This is a genomic window from Micromonospora sp. NPDC051925, from assembly GCF_044548625.1.
Lineage (GTDB): Bacteria > Actinomycetota > Actinomycetes > Mycobacteriales > Micromonosporaceae > Micromonospora.
In genome coordinates, this window is the sequence record NZ_JBIUCH010000014.1 from 158061 (window position 1) to 176336 (window position 18276).

Consider the following 18276-nt stretch of genomic DNA (forward strand, 5'->3'; position numbering starts at 1 on the left):
CTACTCATTCGCCACTCGCAGAGTGACCGTGCCCAGATGATCGAATTCGGCGGTGTAGGTGTCACCGGGACTCAACGGGACCGCGGCGTGCAGGGCACCGGTCATGATCAACTGCCCGGCCTCCAGCGTGACGCCGCTCTCGCCCAGCAGGTTCGCCAGCAACGCCACCACCGCCACCGGGTCGCCCAGAGCGTCGGCGCCCCGGCCGGACGCGATCAGCTCCCCGTTGCGGCGGAAGGCCATGCGCACGGACCGGTGGTCCAGCTCCGCGCGGGCCGGGACCGGGCGTCCCAGCACGGCTGCGCCGTTCGAGGCGAGGTCGGCGATCGTGTCGCCCAGCCGGATGCGCCAATCCGTGATCCGGGAGTCGACGATCTCGAGACCGGCGACGACCTCGCCGATCGCCGCGTGGGCCTGCTCCACGGTGACACCAGGACCGGTCAACGGGCTCGCCAGCCGAAAGACGATCTCAGCTTCCACCTTCGGCGAGATGAAGTCGCCACGAGCGAAGCGCGTGCCGTCCGGGTGGACCGTCGAGGCGAACACCGGGCCGTAGTCCGGGGCGTCGACCCCGAACATCTTCTGCATCGGGGCGGAGGTGAGCCCCGCCTTGTAGCCGATCACCCGCTCGCCGTCGGAGACCAGCAACTCGGTCAGCCTACGTTGGACGGCGTATCCGCCCGCCGCGTCGAGCGTGGGGCAGGCGTCGGTGAACGGAGCGATCGGCACGCGACTCCTCCGCGCCTCGTACAGGGCCATGGCCATGCGCTCGGCGTCGTGCTCCGCCAGGGCCGGTGATCCGCCGCTCCGGCTCATCGCGTGGCCACGAAGAGGCGGCTGCCGGGCATCCCCAGGGGGGTGCTGGTCACGTCGGAGAATCCGGCCTGCCGGAAGAGTTCGCACCACTGCTCCTCGGCTGGCAGCCGGACACCCATCGAGCTTTCGTGGAGGTAGCTGAACAGGGCGCTGAAGGCGCGCTCGGCCGGAGTGTCCACATACGGCACCGCATCGGTGACCACCAGGCAGCCGCCGTCGGTGAGGTGCTCGCGGCACGCCCGCAGGACACCCGCGAAGACCTCGGGAGTCTGCGCGACGTCGTGCATGACGAAGCCGGCGTGGACGACGTCCGCGCCGTCGAGTGGACCGGGGTCGTCGACGAGCGACTCGACGGACCGGTTGACCACCGTGAGCCGGTCGCCCACCTGGGCGCGGCGACCGGCGCGTTCGGCCTCCTCACACGCCCCCGAGCTGAGGTCCAGGGCCACGCCGGTGCTGGTGGGCAGCTTGGTCAGGAGCCGGATCAGAAGCGCGCCCGCGCCGGCGCCGAGATCGACGATGCGCCGGGGCTTGCGGTCGACGATCTCGGACAACACGCCGGGATAGAAGCCGCGCGAGCCGATCCAGCGGGACGAGACCGCCACGCGTCGGCCGTCGCGCTGGTGTTGCCGGCCGGCCGCTTCCGGTTCGCGCAGGAACCGCTCGGCGTGGTCGATGTACGGACGGTTCGCATTGAGCGACCAGGAGAGGTAACCCGCCTCGTACCGCCGGTCCGCGAGCTCCGCACAGGGCGTGAACGGCCCGGTCTCGGCGTCGCGCTCCAGCAGCCCGGCGGCGACCATGGCGCGCAGGAAGGGCAGGGTGCGAGCTTCGGGAACGCCGGCCGCGGTCGTCGCCTCGGCCAGCGTGAACGGCGTCCCACGATCGAGAAGCGGCGAAAGCCCCAGGTTCTCGGCGATCTCCAGAAGAGTGGCGTTCGCAGCAAGATCCGCGGCGATTTCACTGACGTCAGACCTGATCACTTGTTCACCCACGTCCCGCCGATTCGGCGATTGTTCGGTAATCGACCCTTGCTTTTCCGGTTCGACGCCCATCCACGTAGGAGGCCGGCGATGCCGCAGATGGTGGCGGGCCGCGAAGCTGCGGCCCGCGCACATGTTCGGAGAACTCGACCACGCCGGTCGTCGCGTCCGGCATGCCGTGGCGAATTGTCGCCGCTGGTGTCGCGCAGTGGATATTTGCTACGTGTCCTGGTGCTTCTTCATGGTGGTTCGTGCCGTGCCGTGGCGTCGACGGAGCACGGGCCGAGCTGCCCGGTCTGGTTGGTGACCGGCGGGTGGACGCGGTGGTGGCAGGGCGTACGCGGCTGGTGTGGTGACGCGATGACGGCCACGAGTAGACGATCTCAACGATGCGACACTGGTGCATCGTGCACGGCCGAGCACCCTGTCACAGTGGATGCGAGCTCTGCCGGGCCATCCATCGACCGCTCCTTCCGCAACGGCGGCAATCCGCCTCTCGGCACGGATCCACAACGGTTTTCAATGTGCCACCGGAACATGACCGACTGCAGAGAACAATCGGCAGACATGCGGGAAGACGCCGGCTGTCGTTGCTTCTTGTCGCCTGCCGTTCGTCGAACGTGTCGCGGAACGCGAGTCCACGGGTGGCCGGGCCGGCTGTCGGGCGGTGGGCGTGGACACTGCCGCCACCGGGTCGGCTGCCGGCTGCCCCGGCCCGTTCGGTGTGCCGGGGCAGGACGACCGGCGTAGCGCGACGATAGCGAGTCGATGCTCCGCTATCGTCTCGCGCTGGCGGCCGACAGCGAGCCGACAGCGACCAGTTAGTTCCTCGCGGAACCATACGCCCAGGACATCCCGACGCCACTTGACCACGGCGCGGCGACGAAGGAGGCGTGATGGGCGAACCGATGTGGGTCAACGTCGTGGCGACCGACCCCGTGCTGGAGGCGGGCGTGACGAGCGCGATGCTCGGGTGCCCGGACATCGCCGTGGTGACGACGCGGGAGAGGGCCGCGGTCACTGTCCTGGTGGTCGACCATCTGGGCCAGGACGCGCTGGATTCGGTGCGGGCCGTTCGCGCCAGGGCGGACCGGCCCGAGGTGGTGCTCGTCGTGCCCGAGGTGGAGCCGGCTGACGCGCTGTGGGCCATCGCGGCCGGTGCGCGCGGCCTGCTTCGCCGCCGGGAGGCGACCCCTGACCGGCTCACCCGCACCGTGCTGGCCGCCGGTGCGGGGGACTGCACGGTCTCGCCGGACATGCTCGACCGGTTGCTCGCCGCGCCGGCCGTTCCCGCCGGCGCCCTCGCGTCGAACATCAGCGACCGCGAGCGCGCGGTGCTGCGGCTGCTCGCCGACGGCCGGGAGACCGGCGAGATCGCGCAGGAGTTGTGCTACTCGACGCGCACCGTGACGAGTGTCGTGCACGACATCACGCGGCGGTTCCGGCTGCGTAACCGGGCCCACGCGGTGGCCTTCGCCCTGCGGGCCGGGATGTTGTGAACGGTGGACAGGAGAAGAACATGACGTCACCGACCGCACATGTGGTGGCCCCGGACGCGACCATCCGGGCCGAGGTGCTGGCCGCGCTGCGGCAGGCCGGCATCACGTCGGTGCCCGAGCCGTACGGATCACCGGACACCGTCATCGTCACCGCGGTCGCTACGGTGAGTGAGGCGCTGGTGGCGTGCCCGCCGCAGCCGCGGTCCGCGCCGCAGGGGACGCTGGTGGTCGCGGACCGCTTCTCGCCGGCGGACGTGGCACGCGTACTGCGTTCGGGGACGCTGGTGATGCTCCGGTTCGCCGACGCGACACCGCGCCGGTTGGCCGCCGCGGTGCAGGCGGCCCGGGACGGGGAGGTCCGGTTGCCGCACGAGGTGCTGGTCGGGGTGCTCGGCGGCGTCGGTACGCCGGACCCGGCCGGAAGGTCCCGGACGGCCGGCCGGTCACCGCTGACGCCCCGGCAGACGAGGGTGCTCGCGTTGATGGCCGAGGGCCAGGACAACGCGACGATCGCCCGCTCACTGCTGTGTTCCAACCACACGGTGAAGAACGTCATCTACGACATGATGGCGCGGTTGCAGGTTCGTAACCGCGCCCACGCCGTGGCCTGCGGGGTAGAGGCCGGATTGATCTGAGTCTGTCGTCCGCGGCTGCACGTCGGCGTGAGGTCGCGGACGACTCGGGCCGGGGTGAGTCGCTCGGGTTCGGCACGGGCCGCCCGATCAGCGCCACGGCGGTCCCGGGAGCCGTGGCGTCGGGCCGGCCGCCGTCACCACTCGGCCGGCGGACGGAGGTCACCGGCCGGTGCCCGGTCGCCGATGACCCGCAACAGGTCGGCGGGCTCGGTCGCATAGCTCAACCCGGACCCGGGCAACTGCACCAGATCGGTGTCCCCGTATGCCGACCAGCCGGCCAGTGCCTCCGGTTCGATACCCTGGTTCAGCCACCGAATCGCGGTCAGCGGGCAGCGCAGCGGCGTCGGATGGGGCATCCGATAGGCCCGCAACGCGGCCAGTTCGGCCCGGAGCGCGCGCACGCCGCTCGCGACGATCGATGGCAGCGGGTTGCCGCCCATGGCCACCGCGGTCGCCAGCACGCGCTCGGTCAGTTCGTCGTCGGTCGGTTCGGCGCGCGCCCCGCCGGCATGTCGGCTGAGATGCTGGGGTGCGGGACAGCCCGAAACGAACAGGCGCAGCGGTGCCGGCGCGCCCCGCCGGTCCAACTCGACCGCGACCTGATAGCCGAGCAACGCGGCGCTCTCGTGGCCGAACAGCGCGAACCTCTCGACCCCTCGGCGCAGGAGGTCGGCGACGAGCTCCGCGGCCCGCTCCGGCAGCCCTGACGACGTTGGCGGGGCGGAGGCCGCGGAGCTCGTCCCCGGTGCTTCGCCGCCCAGGCCGCCCGCGGCCGGCGTGCGTACGACGCACCACGGGCCGACGGTGTCGGGCCACCGATCGAACTGGAAGTCGCCGTTACCGGCGCTGGGTATGCAGATCAGTGTCGGGGTGCCGGCATGCGGCGTGTCGGTCCGGTGGTCCAACCATGAGGCCATGAGGAAGGTCGCCTTCGTTGACGGAGAGTAGGCAATTCTTGCTCAATCGTCGTTCCGGGCGCCTCCGTATCGCTATCGCCGATCGGACCGGCGGGAGAAGCGTCGTGATGGGGAGCCGAAAACGGCCGGCCATAGCTTCGTTTCTGTCGGCGGCAGCCGGCACGAGAGCCGAAGCAGACAAGGGGTACTGTGGTGCGAGTGTCAATGGTTTCCAGTCCGCGACTGATCGCCACGCCGTTCACATCGGTTGCCGCCGTTCCCGGTGACACGCCGTGGGGCTGATCAGCCTCTCCCGGAGAGGCTCACGGAGGGCCACCACAGACGTGGCCCTCCGTCGTTCTGGCCCCTGTCGCTACGGGGTCGGCAACGGTTCGGCCATCGCCACGGCGATTCTGCGTGATCCGGTGAACGGCTCACGGCCGTGAGCGGAAAGCATATTGTCGACGATCAGTACGTCGTCACGTTGCCAGTCGAATCGGCGCTGGGCGGCGCGGTAACAGTCGCGCAGGTGCGCCACGATCTCGTCGGGGATCGGTCCGCCATCGCCGTAGTACGTGTTGGTGGGCAGGTCCGCCTCGTCGAACATCTCCCGTAACCCCTCGCAGTCCTCCTCGGGCAGCGTGGTCACGTGGAAGAACGTGAGGTGGTTGAACCAGACGGTCTCGCCGGTCACCGGGTGCTGATGCACCGCCCGTCGGCGGGCCGTCGTACGCAGGCCGGTGCGCCCGACCCACTGCACCTCTACACCGCTACGCGCACAGTAGCGCTCGACCTCGGCCCGGTCGGTGGTGTTGAACGCCTGTTGCCACGGCACGCCGAAGCCCTCGGTGAAGTTGCGTACCACGGTCCAGCCGCGCCGGGTGAATTCCTCCCGCACGGCCGGGTCGATCGACCGCAGGATCCGGCGGGTGTCGGCGAGCGGAGTGGCGCCCAGCGTGTCGGGCGGGGTGATGCAGTAGAAGAACAACGTCAACGGCCAGGTCGCCTGGTACGAGTTCTCGTTGTGCAGGAAGATTTCCTCGGTCGGCGGGTAGTCCGTCGACGTATAGACCTGACCCGCGATGGTGCTGCGCGGTGACGACCGCTCGGCGTAGGACAGCGGCGCGCCGGACACCGCCCGGACGACCTGTTCGAACCCGCTGACGTCGCCGATGTCGAAGCCGCGCAGCAGGACCGCGCCGTGGGTGCGTAACTGCCGGCGGAGCGAGTCCCGGACCCCGGCGAGATGACTCGCGGCCGGTACGCCGTCGGTGGGCGCGGTCAGCACACCGGGCAGTGCCGACTCATCGGCTGACACCGCGGGCATGAGGCGCGTGGGCGTGATCTTCTTCGTGGTCACCCGCCGGCTCCCTTCGTCGAATCTGGTGGTCGGGTGGGGATCAGCAGAGCCCGGTGTCGGCGGTTCCGCCGTTTCGGCCGGATCCCTGGCAGCACACGTCGATCCAGGCGGCCGGGTCGCCGGGGTCATCCGGGACGCGTTCGCAGATGACGTAGTGCTGTGGCGTCATCGCCGTCGGATACGCCTTCAGCGCTGTCATGCAGGCGGCGTGGGCCTGTTCGGGTGTGCGTACGGTCTCGGTCCGCGCCAGACAGGCGACCAACGGCAGGCCGTTCACGGCTGCGAAGACCCTGGCACCGGTGGCCGCCAGCTCGTCGTCGAGCAGCCGTTGCACTTCGGCCACCTCGACCCAGCAGCCGTCCACGAGCAGCCAGCCTGGGCCCCGTTGCACCGGGCCGAGCGGGATCGCGCCGCGGATCCCCCGGGCGTCGAGGTCGCCGGACCCGGCCGCGATCAGCAGGTTCTCGACCGCCATGAGCAGCGACTCGACCTCGTCGTCGGAGATGCGGCCGGTGTCGCTGCTCCAACAGCCGAGACGCAACTGTCCGTCGGTCCCGTAGAGATCGAACCGGATCAGCGTGGTCCCGACGGGCATCGGTTGCCGCCGGAGCTGCGTCGTACGTCGTGCGGCGTCCAGTTCACCCGGCGTGGGCACCGGTGCCGTGGCCCTGCCGGGCGCCGGACCGGACTCGATGACGAGGTTGTTGAACAGCGGTTCGCAGTCGAACATGATTCCCCGCTCGTGTTCGACCCGGCCTGCGACGGCCCGCTGCCGGTCCACGTCGTAACGTCCGTGCCGGCTCGCGTCGACCACTGCGGCCCACGCCTGCCGGACCAGCCGGTCGAAGGTGGTGTCACTGATCGTGAGCGTGATCAACGCGAGCTGCGCGAGGCTGCCGACGTGCTGCCGAAGGTGCGGCTCGAAGCGGTTGGCGGACAGGGTGGGGAGCACGAGCTCCCGGGTGCCGGTCCGGTGCGAGAGCACCGCGCCGATCGCCGCCAGCACGACGCTGGCGCGACTCGTCCTGGTGCGTGCTGTCACCGCTCGCAACGCCATCCCGGCCGCGGTGGAGGTCAGCTCGACGGCTACCGACCCGTTGCCGGCGGCGACCCGCGGGACGGGGTACAGGCACTGCGGCATGCGGGAGAGCCGATCCTTCCAGTAGCTCAGCACCGATTCCTCGTGCCGCAGGGCCTTGGGTGTGCGTTCCAGGGCGACCAGGTCCAACGGCTGGATCGGTGGTCCGCCGGTCGGCCGTGCGGCGCGATCACGGATCAGGTCCGCGAACTCCCGCTTGATGATCTCCATTGCCTGGTAGTCGACGGCGAGGTGCGAGCAGCCGATCACCGCGGCCTGCACCACTGAGGCGGAGCTGGTGGACGCGTCACCCGGCAGCACCGCGAGGGCGGCCCGGACCGGCAGCTCGCCGATGCGGTACGGGCCCGCGGCGCGCAACCGCCGGGTGAGGTCCCTGGCCAGGCCGGCCCGGTCGACGAGTTGCGGGTCGGCGGCCTCGATCGCGTAGACCTCCACGACAAGGTCGCCGGTGGCGTGCACGAACTGCTGTGGTTCCACGCCGTCGACGTACGTCGTACGCAGTCCTTCGTGCCGTTCGACCAGGACCGCGAGTGCCCCGGCGACGTCGTCGACCACGGCTGCGGCCGGCACGTCGAGTTCCCCCGCGACAGCCGCGAAGAACTGCTCCGACTCCCCGCGCAGCCACTGCAGGATGTTGTACTGGCCGATATTGAGCGGCCCCTCGGCCGACCGTGTTCCGCTGAACCGCACGGTCACCGACGGCCGCGGGACCAGGCTCACCGATCGCTCCCGGCGGCGGGAACCGCGGGTTCGGGTTGCCTGATGGGTCAGCGTCGTCCGAGTGCTCGGCGCGGCACTGTCGACATGCCCTGGTGAGACCATGTGCGCCAGGCTATTGAGCGGTCCGCGCCACGCAGTAGAGAAGGACCGGCAGCGACCCGCGGGTCGGATCGTGTGCGTCGTTCTGCCGGTTGTTCTCTGCGCGCGCCGGGCTGTGCGAGCCACCATCGACCTGCGTCCATCATCTGTGCGCCGGCTCGGTCTGCCGCGTGGGCTTGCGTCTCGTCCACTCGGCCGGCCCGTCCGGCATGTCGCCGACCGCCGGGTGGATGACGACGCACTCGATCGTGGGAGGCCCGAATGAGCGTATCGATCCGTCAGCGGATCACCGATCTCGCGGAGACGTCTACCGATCAGCCCGCGGTCGTCGGCTTCGACGAGAACTCCGTCGAGCAGGTACTGACGTGGCGGGGGTTGGCCGAGCGGAGCGGCCGGCGGGCGGACGCGCTGGTGGACGCCGCCGCCCGACGGACCGGCCCGGGCGTGGTCGCGATCGAGGCGAACAACACGATCCAGGCGGTGATCGACATCGTGGCCGTCCTCTCCGCGGAGCTGCCACTGCTACCGCTGAACCCGGCCTCGCCCGTACCCGAGCGGGAGAAGCTCCTCACCTTCATCGGTCAGACGTACGGACGGGCTCAGCTCATCGACGCCGACGCCGACGCCGACGCCGAAGCGGTCGCGGTCGCGGGCCGGGCGGCGCGGTCGCCGGCGTCGATGGCCGGCCGGATCGCCTACCTGCTGCCGACCGGCGGCAGTTCCGGCCGGCCGAAGATCGCGATCCGCCCCGGACCGCTCGGCTACGACCCGCACCAGGTGCCGTTGCCGTTGCGCCGTCGCGCCGGCTGGCGGTCCGGTCAGCGGCAGCTGATTCTCGGCCCGTTGCACCACGCGGCCCCGTTCACCACGCTGCTGGACGGGCTCCTCGACGGCAACACCACCATTCTGCCGCCGTACTTCCTGCCGGCCTGGACGGTGGAGCTGGTCGAGCGCCACGCGGTGGAGTGGATCCAGCTCACCCCGGCGCACATGCGCACCATCCTGCTGCTTCTCCAGCCCGACCCGGCCTCCTTCACCAGCGTGCGCACGGTGATGCACACGGCCGCGTCGTGCGACCCGTTCACCAAGGAGCGGTGGATCGAGCTGGTCGGGCCACAACATCTGTACGAGGTGTACAGCTCGACCGAGAACATCGGTGGCACCCTGGTGCGTGGGGACGAATGGCAACAGCGGCCCGGAACTGTGGGTCGCGGGTTCTTCACGAAGATCAGCATCAGGGACGACGCCGGGAACCGGCTCGGCCCGGGACAGACCGGCAAGGTGTTCATGCGCGCCGGTCGGGTCTCCAGAGGAGACGCCTACCTGGGCAGCCAGGTGCTGGAAACAACGGCCGACGGTTTCGCCAGCGTCGGCGACTTCGGCTGGCTCGACGAGGACGGCTATCTGTTCCTCGCCCCCCGCCGGCACGACGTGATCAATGTGGGCGGCGAGAAGGTCTATCCCAACGAGGTCGAGGCGCAGTTGCTGGAACACCCCGCGGTGCTGGACGCCGTGGTGGTGGCAACCGAGGAGCAGGTGCTCGGGTCGACGGTCGGAGCCTACGTCGTCCGCAGGCCGGGAGCCTCGGTCAGCAGCGGTGAGCTCATGGCGCACTGCCGGGCCGGTCTGGTCAACTACAAGGTGCCGACCCGGGTGACGTTCGTCGACCAGGTGCCGCGTTCGGCCGCCGGGAAGCTCGAACGTTGGCGGCTGGCCGGCCAGCGGGGCTGATCGCGGCCCGGTCTTCACCGCTGTCCGGTCGGCTCGTTCCTACCTCGCGCCGGTAGCCGGCCGGCGGCCCGGCGCAACGCGCCCAACTCTTCGATGGAACGCGAGTGCCACGGGCTGTTCTCCTGCATGGCGAACGCGTTCGCGGCCTGCACGAAGAAGTGTTCCGCGGTGTCGAACTCGCCCCGGCCCAGATATACCCGGCCGAGCCCGAACAAGGCGTGCGCGTGCACATTCCGCTCGTGCGTCATCCGGCAGATCTCGACCGCCTCGCTGAAATGAACCTCGGCCGCGGTGAATTCGTTCTGCTCCAACATGGCCCCGCCGAGGCCGTTGAGGGCATAGGACTGGCCGACGCGATCGTCCTGCGCCCGAGCCAGATCCAGTGCCGACTGGAAGACGGCCTTCGCCGCCAGCGACTGCCCTGAACCGGCGAACACCTCACCGAGCCGGTACAACGCCTGTGCCTGAAGGCGCCGGTTACCGAGCTGTTCACCCAGTGCGAGCGACTCCTTCGCCAGGACTTCGGCCCGTTGCGGGGAACCGAGATCCAGGTGGCTACGGGCGAGTCCACTCAGCACGTGGGCCTGTGCGCCCAGGTCGCCCACCGTCCGGAACTTCTCCAGGGCCTGCTCGTAACGCAGCACCGCCATGGCGGGCCGGCCCTGGATCCGGTCCAGGTGCGCAAGGTTGCGCAGCGTCAGTGCCGACCCGACCTGATCGCCGACCGCATCGAACAGGCTCATGGCGTGCAGCAGGTTCTCGCCGTCGTCCTCGGCGTGTTGGGCGATGCCCAGCGAGCCGAGCGACGCCAGCACGGCGGCGTCGCCCCGGCGATTGCCGGCCCTGCCGGTGGCCTCCAGCGCGATGTTGTGCGTCGTACGCCACTCGGCGAACAGGCCGCGTCTCTCGTACATGGTGACCGAGACGATGGCCAACTCCCAGCACAGCTCGTCCAGCTCCAGCTCGGCCGCCTGGCGGATCGCCACCTCCAGCGTGATGCGCTCCTCGTCGAACCAGGCTGTCGGATCGCCGAGGAAGCGGTCGAACTCGGCACGGGCGCCGGCCCATCGGGGCGCCGTGCCCTGAAGGACCGCGAAGCGCCCCCCGTAGATCCGTTGATGGGCCTCCTCGGCGAAGGCGAGCAGCGCGCCGAGCGACCGCGTGATCGCCGCTGTGCACTTCTCCCGGTCGTCCTGCGTCAGCCGGTGCTCGCTGGCGAACACCCGCACCAACTCGTGGAACCGGTAGCGGGGTTGCCTGGTGAGCGGGGAGAAGTGGGCCTCCAGCAGCCGGGCGTCCGCGAGCTCGTCGAGGAGCGCCGTCGCCTGTTTCGTGTCGCAGTCCAGCAGAGCCGCCGCGGCCCAGGCGCTGAACTCGTGGATCTCCAGTGCGCTGAGGAGCCAGAACAGCGTCTGCGCCGGTACGGTGAGTGACTCGTACACGTCAGCGAGCAGCGAGCGGACCGCGACGTCGCCGTGGGAGAGTTCGTCCAGCCGGAACCGCTCGTCGCGGAGCCGGTCCAGCAGGGTGCCGACCGCCCAGTGCGGGTGCGCCGCCAGTCGGACCGCGGCGATCCGTACGGCCAGGGGCAGGCCGCCGCACATCCGGGTCAGCTCCGCCGCGGCGTCGCGCGCCGCGGCGACCCGCTGCTCTCCGCAGATCCGGCCGAGCAGGGTGAGGCTCTCGTCGGCCGACATCATGTCGACATCGACGGCCCGAGCGCCCGGGATGCCGGCGAGCCTGCGGCGGCTGGTGATCAGCACCGCCGGACCCGGCACCCCGGGGAGCAGGTCGGCGATCTGGTCCTCGTTGCCGACATCGTCGAGCACGATCAGCAGCCGTCGCGTCGCCAGCTGGCTGCGTAGCAGGTTGATCCGCTGCCCGCGGGCGACCGGGATCTCCGCCGGGGCGACGCCGAGTCCGTGCAGGAGGTCGCTGAGCACCGCGTCGGTCGAGCGTGGCTGCGCGGTGCTCCCGTACAGGCAGGCGTAGAGGCTGCCGTTGACGAACCTGGTGCGTAACAGGTGCGCGACGTGCAGGGCCAGCGACGTCTTGCCGCAGCCCGGTGCGCCGGTGATGACCGCGATCGGTACCTGTTTGGTGTCCTCGCTGGTCAGGGTGGCGGTCAGGGCGTCGATCAGCGCGGCATGGCCGACGAAGTCCGGCAGATCGGCGGGCAACTCCTGTGGGCGGTGCACGCTCGTGGCGGTCCCGGTGGTACGTCTGTCGTCCACGTCGCCGCTGATGCTGCTGTCCTGGCTGAGGATCGCGCGTTCCAGCTTGCGCAGGTACTGGCTCGGCTCGATGCCCAGTTCGCCCACGAGGTTGGTGCGGGCCGTGCGGTACGTCGCCAGCGCCTCAGCCTGCCGTCCCGACCGGTAGAGAGCGAGCATCCGGAACCCCCACAGGCGTTCCCGCAGGGGGTACTCCGTGGTCAACGCGACCAGCTCCTCGACCAGCTCCCGATGACCGCCCAGGCCCAGACGGATCTCGGCGCGGTCCTCCAGCGCCATGATCCGCCGCTCCTCCAGCCGGTGGGAGACGACTTCCGCGGCCCGGCCGGGCACGCCGCCCAATGCCGGGCCGGACCAGATGCCGATCGCGCGGTCCAGGTGTGTCAGCGCCTCGTCCAGCCGCCCTTTGGCCGCGGCGGACCGGCCCTGGGCGAGGGCGTCGTCGAACATGAGGTAGTCGAGCTGCTGGCGGGCCACCCGGATTGAGTACCCGAGTGGGTTGGTGTCGATGATCTCCGGGCTGCCGAGAGCCCGGCGCAGCGCGGAGATGCAGATCTGGATCTGGCCACGCGCGCTGGGCGGCGGGGATGCGTCCCAAACGGCGCCGATCAGCTTCTCGACGGTCACGACATGGTTGGCGGCCATCAGTAAATGGGCCAACACTATGCGTTGCCGCGGCGAGGTTATCGGCACAGGGGAACCATCGACCACGGCTTCCAATGTTCCAAGAACCCGGAACTCGACTCGCACCATGTCGACAGCATACGGTACCACGGAACGACGAACGTCAATCCGTCTCGCCATGGTTGCCGTTCGGGTGGCAAGCGGACGGACTTGGGCGGGACGCCGAGCTGGAATGCCGCGGAATTATCTCAATTCGTCAGAGAGTGGTTTGACACGCTATAGATGGTCTTTTTGTTAAAGTATGCGGGCGAAATCTCGGTAAATTCAGATTGATAGCTTGGTGTCGCTCGATTTCGTGTGGTTCCGGCATGTCGTGTGGTTCCGGCTTGATCGGTTTGTCCGCCCGTGGTGGGGGCCGGTGTGCCCGGTGGTGCGGGTGGGCGGGCGGTCCCGGGTCCGGTTCCAGGGCCCACCCGCCGACGGTGCCGACCGGCGAGCACGCCGTCGTCATCGCCGGGGGCCGCCCGCACCGGGTCGCCGCGCTCGACCTGACGGCGACGGTGATCCTGACCGCCCGGGGCGTTCCACGTACCGGTCCGGGCGGGCACGGCATGCCCGGCGCGCACCGCAGGCCGGGCACCCCGGCGTCGACCACGTCGCCACCGGGGCGTCCGCCGCGCATCTGCGGTGCGCGCTCACGGGCGTGCGCAGCCCTCCTCCGGCCCCGGCTCCCACCGGGTTCGTCGCTCACCTGCGCGTGATGCGCGCATCCTGTTCGGCGACGGGATAGCCGGGCAGGGCCGAGGCCAGGGTCGCGACGGTCGGCCAGTCGAACAGGGCCCGTTCCGGCAGGTGCCGGCCCAGCGCGACGCACAACCTGGCCACGGCCTGCGTCGCGAGCACCGAATGACCGCCGAGGTCGAAGAAGTTGTCGTGCCGTCCGACCTCGTCAAGGTTCAGTACCTCGGTCCACACCTCGGCGATGACCCGCTCCGTAGCAGTGCCCGGCACGTCCTCTTCTGCGAGCGATGACTGTGCGTAGCTGATCTCGTTCATCGTGCGTTACCCCCTGGGCCGGCGACAATGTGGCGTCGAATAGCGAACGGTCGCAGGCTCGCCACCCGTCGGCGTGAATTCTGGTCCGATTCGACCGACGCCGGCAAGGGCAGGCGGGAAGAAGCCGCGGCAGTCGACGTCTTCCGGAATTTCTGCCGATCCGTCTCTGCGGCCACTCGAGCTTCCGTGGCACATTGGCGACTGTTCTCAATCCGCGCCGACGGCTCGGACTGCCGCCGTTACTGAAGGAGCGGTCGATGGTTGGCTTGGCAGAGCTCGCATCCACCCTGCGGGGGAATTCGGCCGTGCGTGATGCCCGGGCGACGACGATACGTCACGATGATCGGGACGCCACGATCGGCGTGGTCGAGTTCTCCCAGTACGTGAGCGGGCCGGAGCTTCGAGGCTACGTGTGGGACCGGCTCGGTGCGCGCTGCGGACTGGACGGTGTGCTGCTCGTCGACGCCATGCCGCTCGCCGGCGACGCGCTTGACACCGAATACGTCCGGTCCGCTGTCATCGCCGGCACCTGCACCCTGTTCGAGGGTCCGGCTGACCGCACCGAAGAGCGACTCCTGTCGATCTGGTCCGGCGCTATGAACCTGAAGTGGATCGGCGTGCACGACGATTTCCTGGACCTTGGTGGCGACTCGATGGTGGCGGTCGAGATCCTTTCGAAGATCGAGGACGAGTTCGGCGAGGCGCTGGACGTCTACGACTTCATGAGCACCTACAACATCCGCGGCGTCGCCAGCCTCCTGCGTCCCCGGGTGCTGCAACGACAGGAGTAGCCGGGAAGCCCTCGGACGACACGCGCGGAGCCGGGGAAGCCGGGATACGGCTGCGGGCGATCCCGTTCCTGCCGTCAGGCGGGTCTGGCATCGCCCGACGTCGATCTCACGCTATCCTGGCCTTCGGCTCTTCGAAGCGCGGCGTGAGGTCGGGGAGGGTGCGGGGTGGGGGAGGCCGCCCGGGAGGCGCTGCTTTCGTTCGTCGACGAGCTGCGGCGGCTGCGGCAGTTCGCCGACGGGCCATCGCTGATGTCGTACCCCGGCTGTGCGGCTCCCGCCGGCCCGGTGACTCGCCGGCCGGGCGGGGTGGGGTCGGCCGGGCGAGCGATCTTGCCATCGGGTAGAGTTCACCCCGTCGCCGGGGAAACCGGGCGGCGTGCGGACGTAGCGCAGCTGGTAGCGCATCACCTTGCCAAGGTGAGGGTCGCGGGTTCGAATCCCGTCGTCCGCTCTCGACCACGGGCGATTGGCGCAGTGGGAGCGCGCTTCCTTGACACGGAAGAGGTCACTGGTTCAAACCCAGTATCGCCCACCAATAGCTCATGACCTGGGCGAACGTGAGACGTTTGTTGGCAGTGCGCGAACCGTACCGAGCTGAGGTGCGGTGAGCTGGGGAAATGTCGTCGAGGCTGCCGTGGTTACGTACCGGGCCTGGCCTCCTGTTGCAGGAGCGGACGGACCTCTCGAGCGCTGTCGATGAGGGCCTGCACCACCGGCAGGTCCGCGTCCTTCGTCCGCCAGGTGACGACGTCGGACAGCTTGATGTCGAGGTCGGTGACCGGACGCCACACCACCGGGCTCATCGCAGTGATCAGTTTTGCTGTCCTTCTCGCGAGGAACGTCACCGCGTCGCCAATTGCCACCAGTGCCAGAAGCGACTCCAGATCGGGAACCTCCGACATCACGCCGAGTGTGAGGCCTTGCGCACGGGCGGCGGAGATGAGGTCGACATGGAGACTGGGGATGGACTCGCGCGGCTCCAGGATCACGCGTTCTCCCACGAGATCCTGCAGTCGGATCTCCGTGCTTCCGGCGAGTCGATGGTCGAGCGCGAGCAGAATCCCGAGCCGGTCACTGGTCATCTCCATGGACGTCAGCGCGTCGTCCGTGGGACGGTACGTTCCATAGGCGAAGGTGATCGCGCCATCGTGCAGTGCGGTCTGCTGTTGGGTGCTGTTCATGGCGATGAGCTGGAGACCAACGTGCGGAGTGCGTCGTCGGAACGCCGCCAGGAGCGAGGCCAACGCGCCGGTGAAGGTGGCCCCCTGCTCGAACCCGATGAGCGCGGTGCCGAGCCTGCCTTCGGCGACGCCCTTGGCTTCCTCGACAGCGGTGTCGACGCTCGCGAGGATGCTGCGGGCTCTGTCCGCGAAGATCTTTCCCGCGGCGGTGAGCCTGATCCCGCGACCGTCGGGCTCGAAGAGCTCGACGGTCATCTCCTCTTCGAGGTCCTTCATCTGTCGGCTCAGCGGAGACTGCGAGACGTGCAGCCTGCCGGCGGCCCGCCGGAAGCTCTGCGCCTCGGCGATCGCCACGAAGTAGCGCAGGTGTCGGAGTTCCACGGCCTAGGACCGTTGCCTTGAAAGCATCATAGGGCTCCAATCTATGTCTTGGACGGCTCACTCCCGGAACCGTAGCGTAAATGTCATGAACCCCGCGACCCAGGATCCGCCGCACCCCACCACCCGCCACCAGCGGATACTTGTCTCCGGTGCCAGCATCTCCGGCCTTACCACCGCCCATTGGCTCGCCCGCTACGGCTTCGAGGTCACGGTGGTCGAACTGGCACCCCAACTGCGCCCGGGCGGTCATGCGATCGATGTGCGCGGGCCGGGCCTGGAGGTAGCGGAGCGGATGGGTGTGCTCGCCACGCTTCGTGATCGAAGCACGAAACTGACGGGTATCGGCATGGTCGACTCGGCCGGTCAAGAGATCTTCCGGAGCACCGAGACCACCTTGACGGGCGGGCTGCTCGACAGCCCCGACGTCGAGATCATGCGCGATGACCTCTGCGACGTGCTCCACGAAGCCGTTCCTGATCAGGTCGAGTACATCTTCGGCGATTCCATCGTGTCGCTGACGCAGGACGAAACGGGCGTCGACGTCACGTTTGCCACTGCTGCGCCTCGCCGTTTCGAGCTGGTGATCGGTGCCGACGGGCTGGGTTCGGGAGTACGGCGGATCGCCTTCGGTCCCGACGAGCAGTTCCTACGCCCTTTCGGCGACGTCCACGTCGCGGTGTTCAGCATGCCGAACTTCCTTGGTCTCGAGCGCTGGCAAGTGCTCTACCAGCAGGAGGACCCCTATCTCGGCGCCCTGGTCATGGGCCTGCAGAAGGACGCCCCGGCGAGAACGTACCTCGGCTTCAGCGCTTCGAAGGCGCCCGACCACGACCTGCGCGACATCGACGCTCAGAAACGGTTGCTGGCCGACCGGGTCGCGGGCGCAGGCTGGGTGATTCCGCAGATCGTGGAACATATGCTGCGCGCGAGCGACTTCCACTTCTACTCGCTGAGCCAGGTTCGCCTGAGTGGTTGGTCACGCGGGCGGATCGTGCTGGTCGGCGACGCCGGCTACGCCGTCTCGCTCGGCACCGGGCAGGCCACCACTGTGGCGATGGTCGGTGCCTACGTCCTGGCCAGCGAACTCGCGACGCACCAGGACGACCTTGTACGCGGGGTCACCGCATACGAGGACGGACTACGCGCCTATGTGACTCGCAATCAGGACATCGCGCGGGAACAGGGCGCGCAACCGCAGAAAGCCATAGGTGCCGAGCCGACAGCGGACACGGCAGAGAACGCCCCCACAGGCGGCGTTCCGGACTTCGGAACCCTCACGGTGCCGTTCGCCCTGCACGCCTACCAGGATCTGGTTCGGGTTCCGTGAGCCCGGCGAACGCACTCACGAACCCCCAGCGGCCCGGCCGCCTGACATCGCTTCTCCTGAACATCTCCACACGTGAGGTCGAGGTCCGGCACGTCGAGGAGGTGGGCGCACACTTCCGCCTGGTGACCCTTGCGGCGGATGCGCTCCGGGACGCATCGTGGACGCCGGGCGACATGGTGCAGATCATCGTCTCGGGGGCGGCGTTGCTCGGGCCCTGGGAGCTTCGCTCGTACACGCCGTTCGCGTTCGAACCCGACACGGGAACAACCAAGATTCTCTGGTACGTCCACGGGAACGGCCCCGGCTCCGACTGGGCCGCCTCGGCCGGCGTGGGTACGCCCTGTCGCCTCATGGGGCCTCGTCACGCGCTCTCACTGCCGAAGCGGGATCGGCCCCTCATCTTCTTCGGCGACGAAACGTCGTTCAGCACCGCCATCGCGGTTCGCGAGACGCCGTCGGGCTACCGCGACGTGCGCTTCATCTTCGAAGTGAGTTCCGTCGAGCAGTCGCGCGCGGTCGTCGAGCAATTCGGCATGGGGGACGGCGTCAAGCTCATCGCCCGGGAAGAGGGCGACCGTCACCTCAGCGAGGTCGAGGGCGAGATAGTGGATGCGTACCGCTCGGCCGCAGCCCACGGGGTACTGACGGGCAAAGCGCCGTCGATCCAACGGCTCTACAAAGCGCTCCGCACGTCCGGAGTCACGGCCAGACGCGTGACCAACATCCCGTACTGGGCTCCGGGAAAGAAGGGCCTCAAGGGACACTAGCGTCCCGAGACGCTGGTTCTGCCAGGTCGGCACGGATGGGCTACCTGGCGTCCGAGTCGGCCGCGAAGGCCCCCGGC

At 69.3% G+C, this 18276-nt stretch carries 14 protein-coding genes and 2 tRNA genes; 8 read left to right on the forward strand and 8 right to left on the reverse strand.

Going from position 1 to position 18276, the window contains the following annotated elements; translation table 11 throughout:
* Nucleotides 1-729, reverse strand: a complete 729-nt coding sequence (locus tag ACIG87_RS20450; protein WP_396852321.1) for a 2-keto-4-pentenoate hydratase — start codon at nt 727-729, stop codon at nt 1-3.
* Between the two features lie 83 nt (nt 730-812).
* The gene (locus ACIG87_RS20455) at nt 813-1871 is read right to left on the reverse strand and encodes a class I SAM-dependent methyltransferase (protein WP_396852323.1); all 1059 of its coding nucleotides are present in this window, start codon (nt 1869-1871) and stop codon (nt 813-815) included.
* A gap of 824 nt (nt 1872-2695) precedes the next feature.
* Here ACIG87_RS20455 and ACIG87_RS20460 point away from each other — a divergent pair.
* Entirely contained in the window at nt 2696-3298 is a 603-nt protein-coding gene (locus ACIG87_RS20460; protein WP_396852325.1) for a response regulator transcription factor, read from the forward strand.
* A 20-nt stretch (nt 3299-3318) separates the two neighbouring features.
* The gene (locus tag ACIG87_RS20465) at nt 3319-3933 is read left to right on the forward strand and encodes a LuxR C-terminal-related transcriptional regulator (protein ID WP_396852327.1); all 615 of its coding nucleotides are present in this window, start codon (nt 3319-3321) and stop codon (nt 3931-3933) included.
* 134 nt (nt 3934-4067) lie between these two features.
* Here ACIG87_RS20465 and ACIG87_RS20470 read toward each other — a convergent pair whose 3' ends face one another.
* The 3 genes from ACIG87_RS20470 to ACIG87_RS20480 form a co-directional block, all read right to left on the reverse strand.
* On the reverse strand, nt 4068-4850 hold the full coding sequence (locus ACIG87_RS20470; RefSeq protein WP_396852329.1) for a thioesterase II family protein: 783 nt from the start codon (nt 4848-4850) through the stop codon (nt 4068-4070).
* Between the two features lie 352 nt (nt 4851-5202).
* A complete protein-coding gene (locus ACIG87_RS20475; protein ID WP_396852402.1) occupies nt 5203-6156 on the reverse strand; it encodes a TauD/TfdA family dioxygenase in 954 nt (317 codons plus the stop codon).
* A 73-nt stretch (nt 6157-6229) separates the two neighbouring features.
* Nucleotides 6230-8008 (reverse strand): condensation domain-containing protein, encoded by a 1779-nt coding sequence (locus tag ACIG87_RS20480; protein ID WP_396852330.1) that lies wholly within the window; start codon nt 8006-8008, stop codon nt 6230-6232.
* Between the two features lie 360 nt (nt 8009-8368).
* On the opposite strand from ACIG87_RS20480, the gene ACIG87_RS20485 reads away from it, so the two are divergent.
* Nucleotides 8369-9838 carry a class I adenylate-forming enzyme family protein gene (locus tag ACIG87_RS20485; RefSeq protein ID WP_396852331.1) on the forward strand — a complete coding sequence of 490 codons (1470 nt, stop codon included), beginning with the start codon at nt 8369-8371 and terminating at the stop codon, nt 9836-9838.
* 14 nt (nt 9839-9852) lie between these two features.
* On the opposite strand, the gene ACIG87_RS20490 is transcribed toward ACIG87_RS20485, so the two are convergent.
* Both ACIG87_RS20490 and ACIG87_RS20495 read right to left on the reverse strand, forming a co-directional pair.
* Complete coding sequence (locus ACIG87_RS20490; RefSeq protein ID WP_396852332.1) at nt 9853-12876, reverse strand: AfsR/SARP family transcriptional regulator; 3024 nt, start codon at nt 12874-12876, stop codon at nt 9853-9855.
* A 567-nt stretch (nt 12877-13443) separates the two neighbouring features.
* Nucleotides 13444-13752: a phosphopantetheine-binding protein gene (locus ACIG87_RS20495; protein ID WP_396852333.1), complete on the reverse strand. Its 309-nt coding sequence runs from the start codon at nt 13750-13752 to the stop codon at nt 13444-13446.
* A gap of 257 nt (nt 13753-14009) precedes the next feature.
* On the opposite strand from ACIG87_RS20495, the gene ACIG87_RS20500 reads away from it, so the two are divergent.
* The 3 genes from ACIG87_RS20500 to ACIG87_RS20510 all read left to right on the forward strand — a co-directional run bounded on the left by ACIG87_RS20500 (nt 14010) and on the right by ACIG87_RS20510 (nt 15078).
* Entirely contained in the window at nt 14010-14543 is a 534-nt protein-coding gene (locus ACIG87_RS20500) for an acyl carrier protein (protein ID WP_396852335.1), read from the forward strand.
* 378 nt (nt 14544-14921) lie between these two features.
* Nucleotides 14922-14994 (forward strand) — tRNA-Gly (locus tag ACIG87_RS20505).
* Between the two features lie 9 nt (nt 14995-15003).
* A tRNA-Val gene (locus ACIG87_RS20510) sits at nt 15004-15078 on the forward strand.
* 103 nt (nt 15079-15181) lie between these two features.
* On the opposite strand, the gene ACIG87_RS20515 is transcribed toward ACIG87_RS20510, so the two are convergent.
* Complete coding sequence (locus ACIG87_RS20515) at nt 15182-16105, reverse strand: LysR family transcriptional regulator (protein ID WP_396852337.1); 924 nt, start codon at nt 16103-16105, stop codon at nt 15182-15184.
* Between the two features lie 85 nt (nt 16106-16190).
* Here ACIG87_RS20515 and ACIG87_RS20520 point away from each other — a divergent pair, with 85 nt between their 5' ends.
* Together ACIG87_RS20520 and ACIG87_RS20525 are read left to right on the forward strand one after the other, a co-directional pair.
* Nucleotides 16191-17432, forward strand: coding sequence for an FAD-dependent monooxygenase (locus ACIG87_RS20520; RefSeq protein ID WP_396852338.1), 1242 nt, complete (start codon nt 16191-16193; stop codon nt 17430-17432).
* Nucleotides 17429-18199, forward strand: a complete 771-nt coding sequence (locus tag ACIG87_RS20525; protein WP_396852340.1) for a siderophore-interacting protein — start codon at nt 17429-17431, stop codon at nt 18197-18199. The genes ACIG87_RS20520 and ACIG87_RS20525 overlap by 4 nt, the downstream gene beginning before the upstream one ends.
* Nucleotides 18200-18276: the final 77 nt, after the last annotated feature.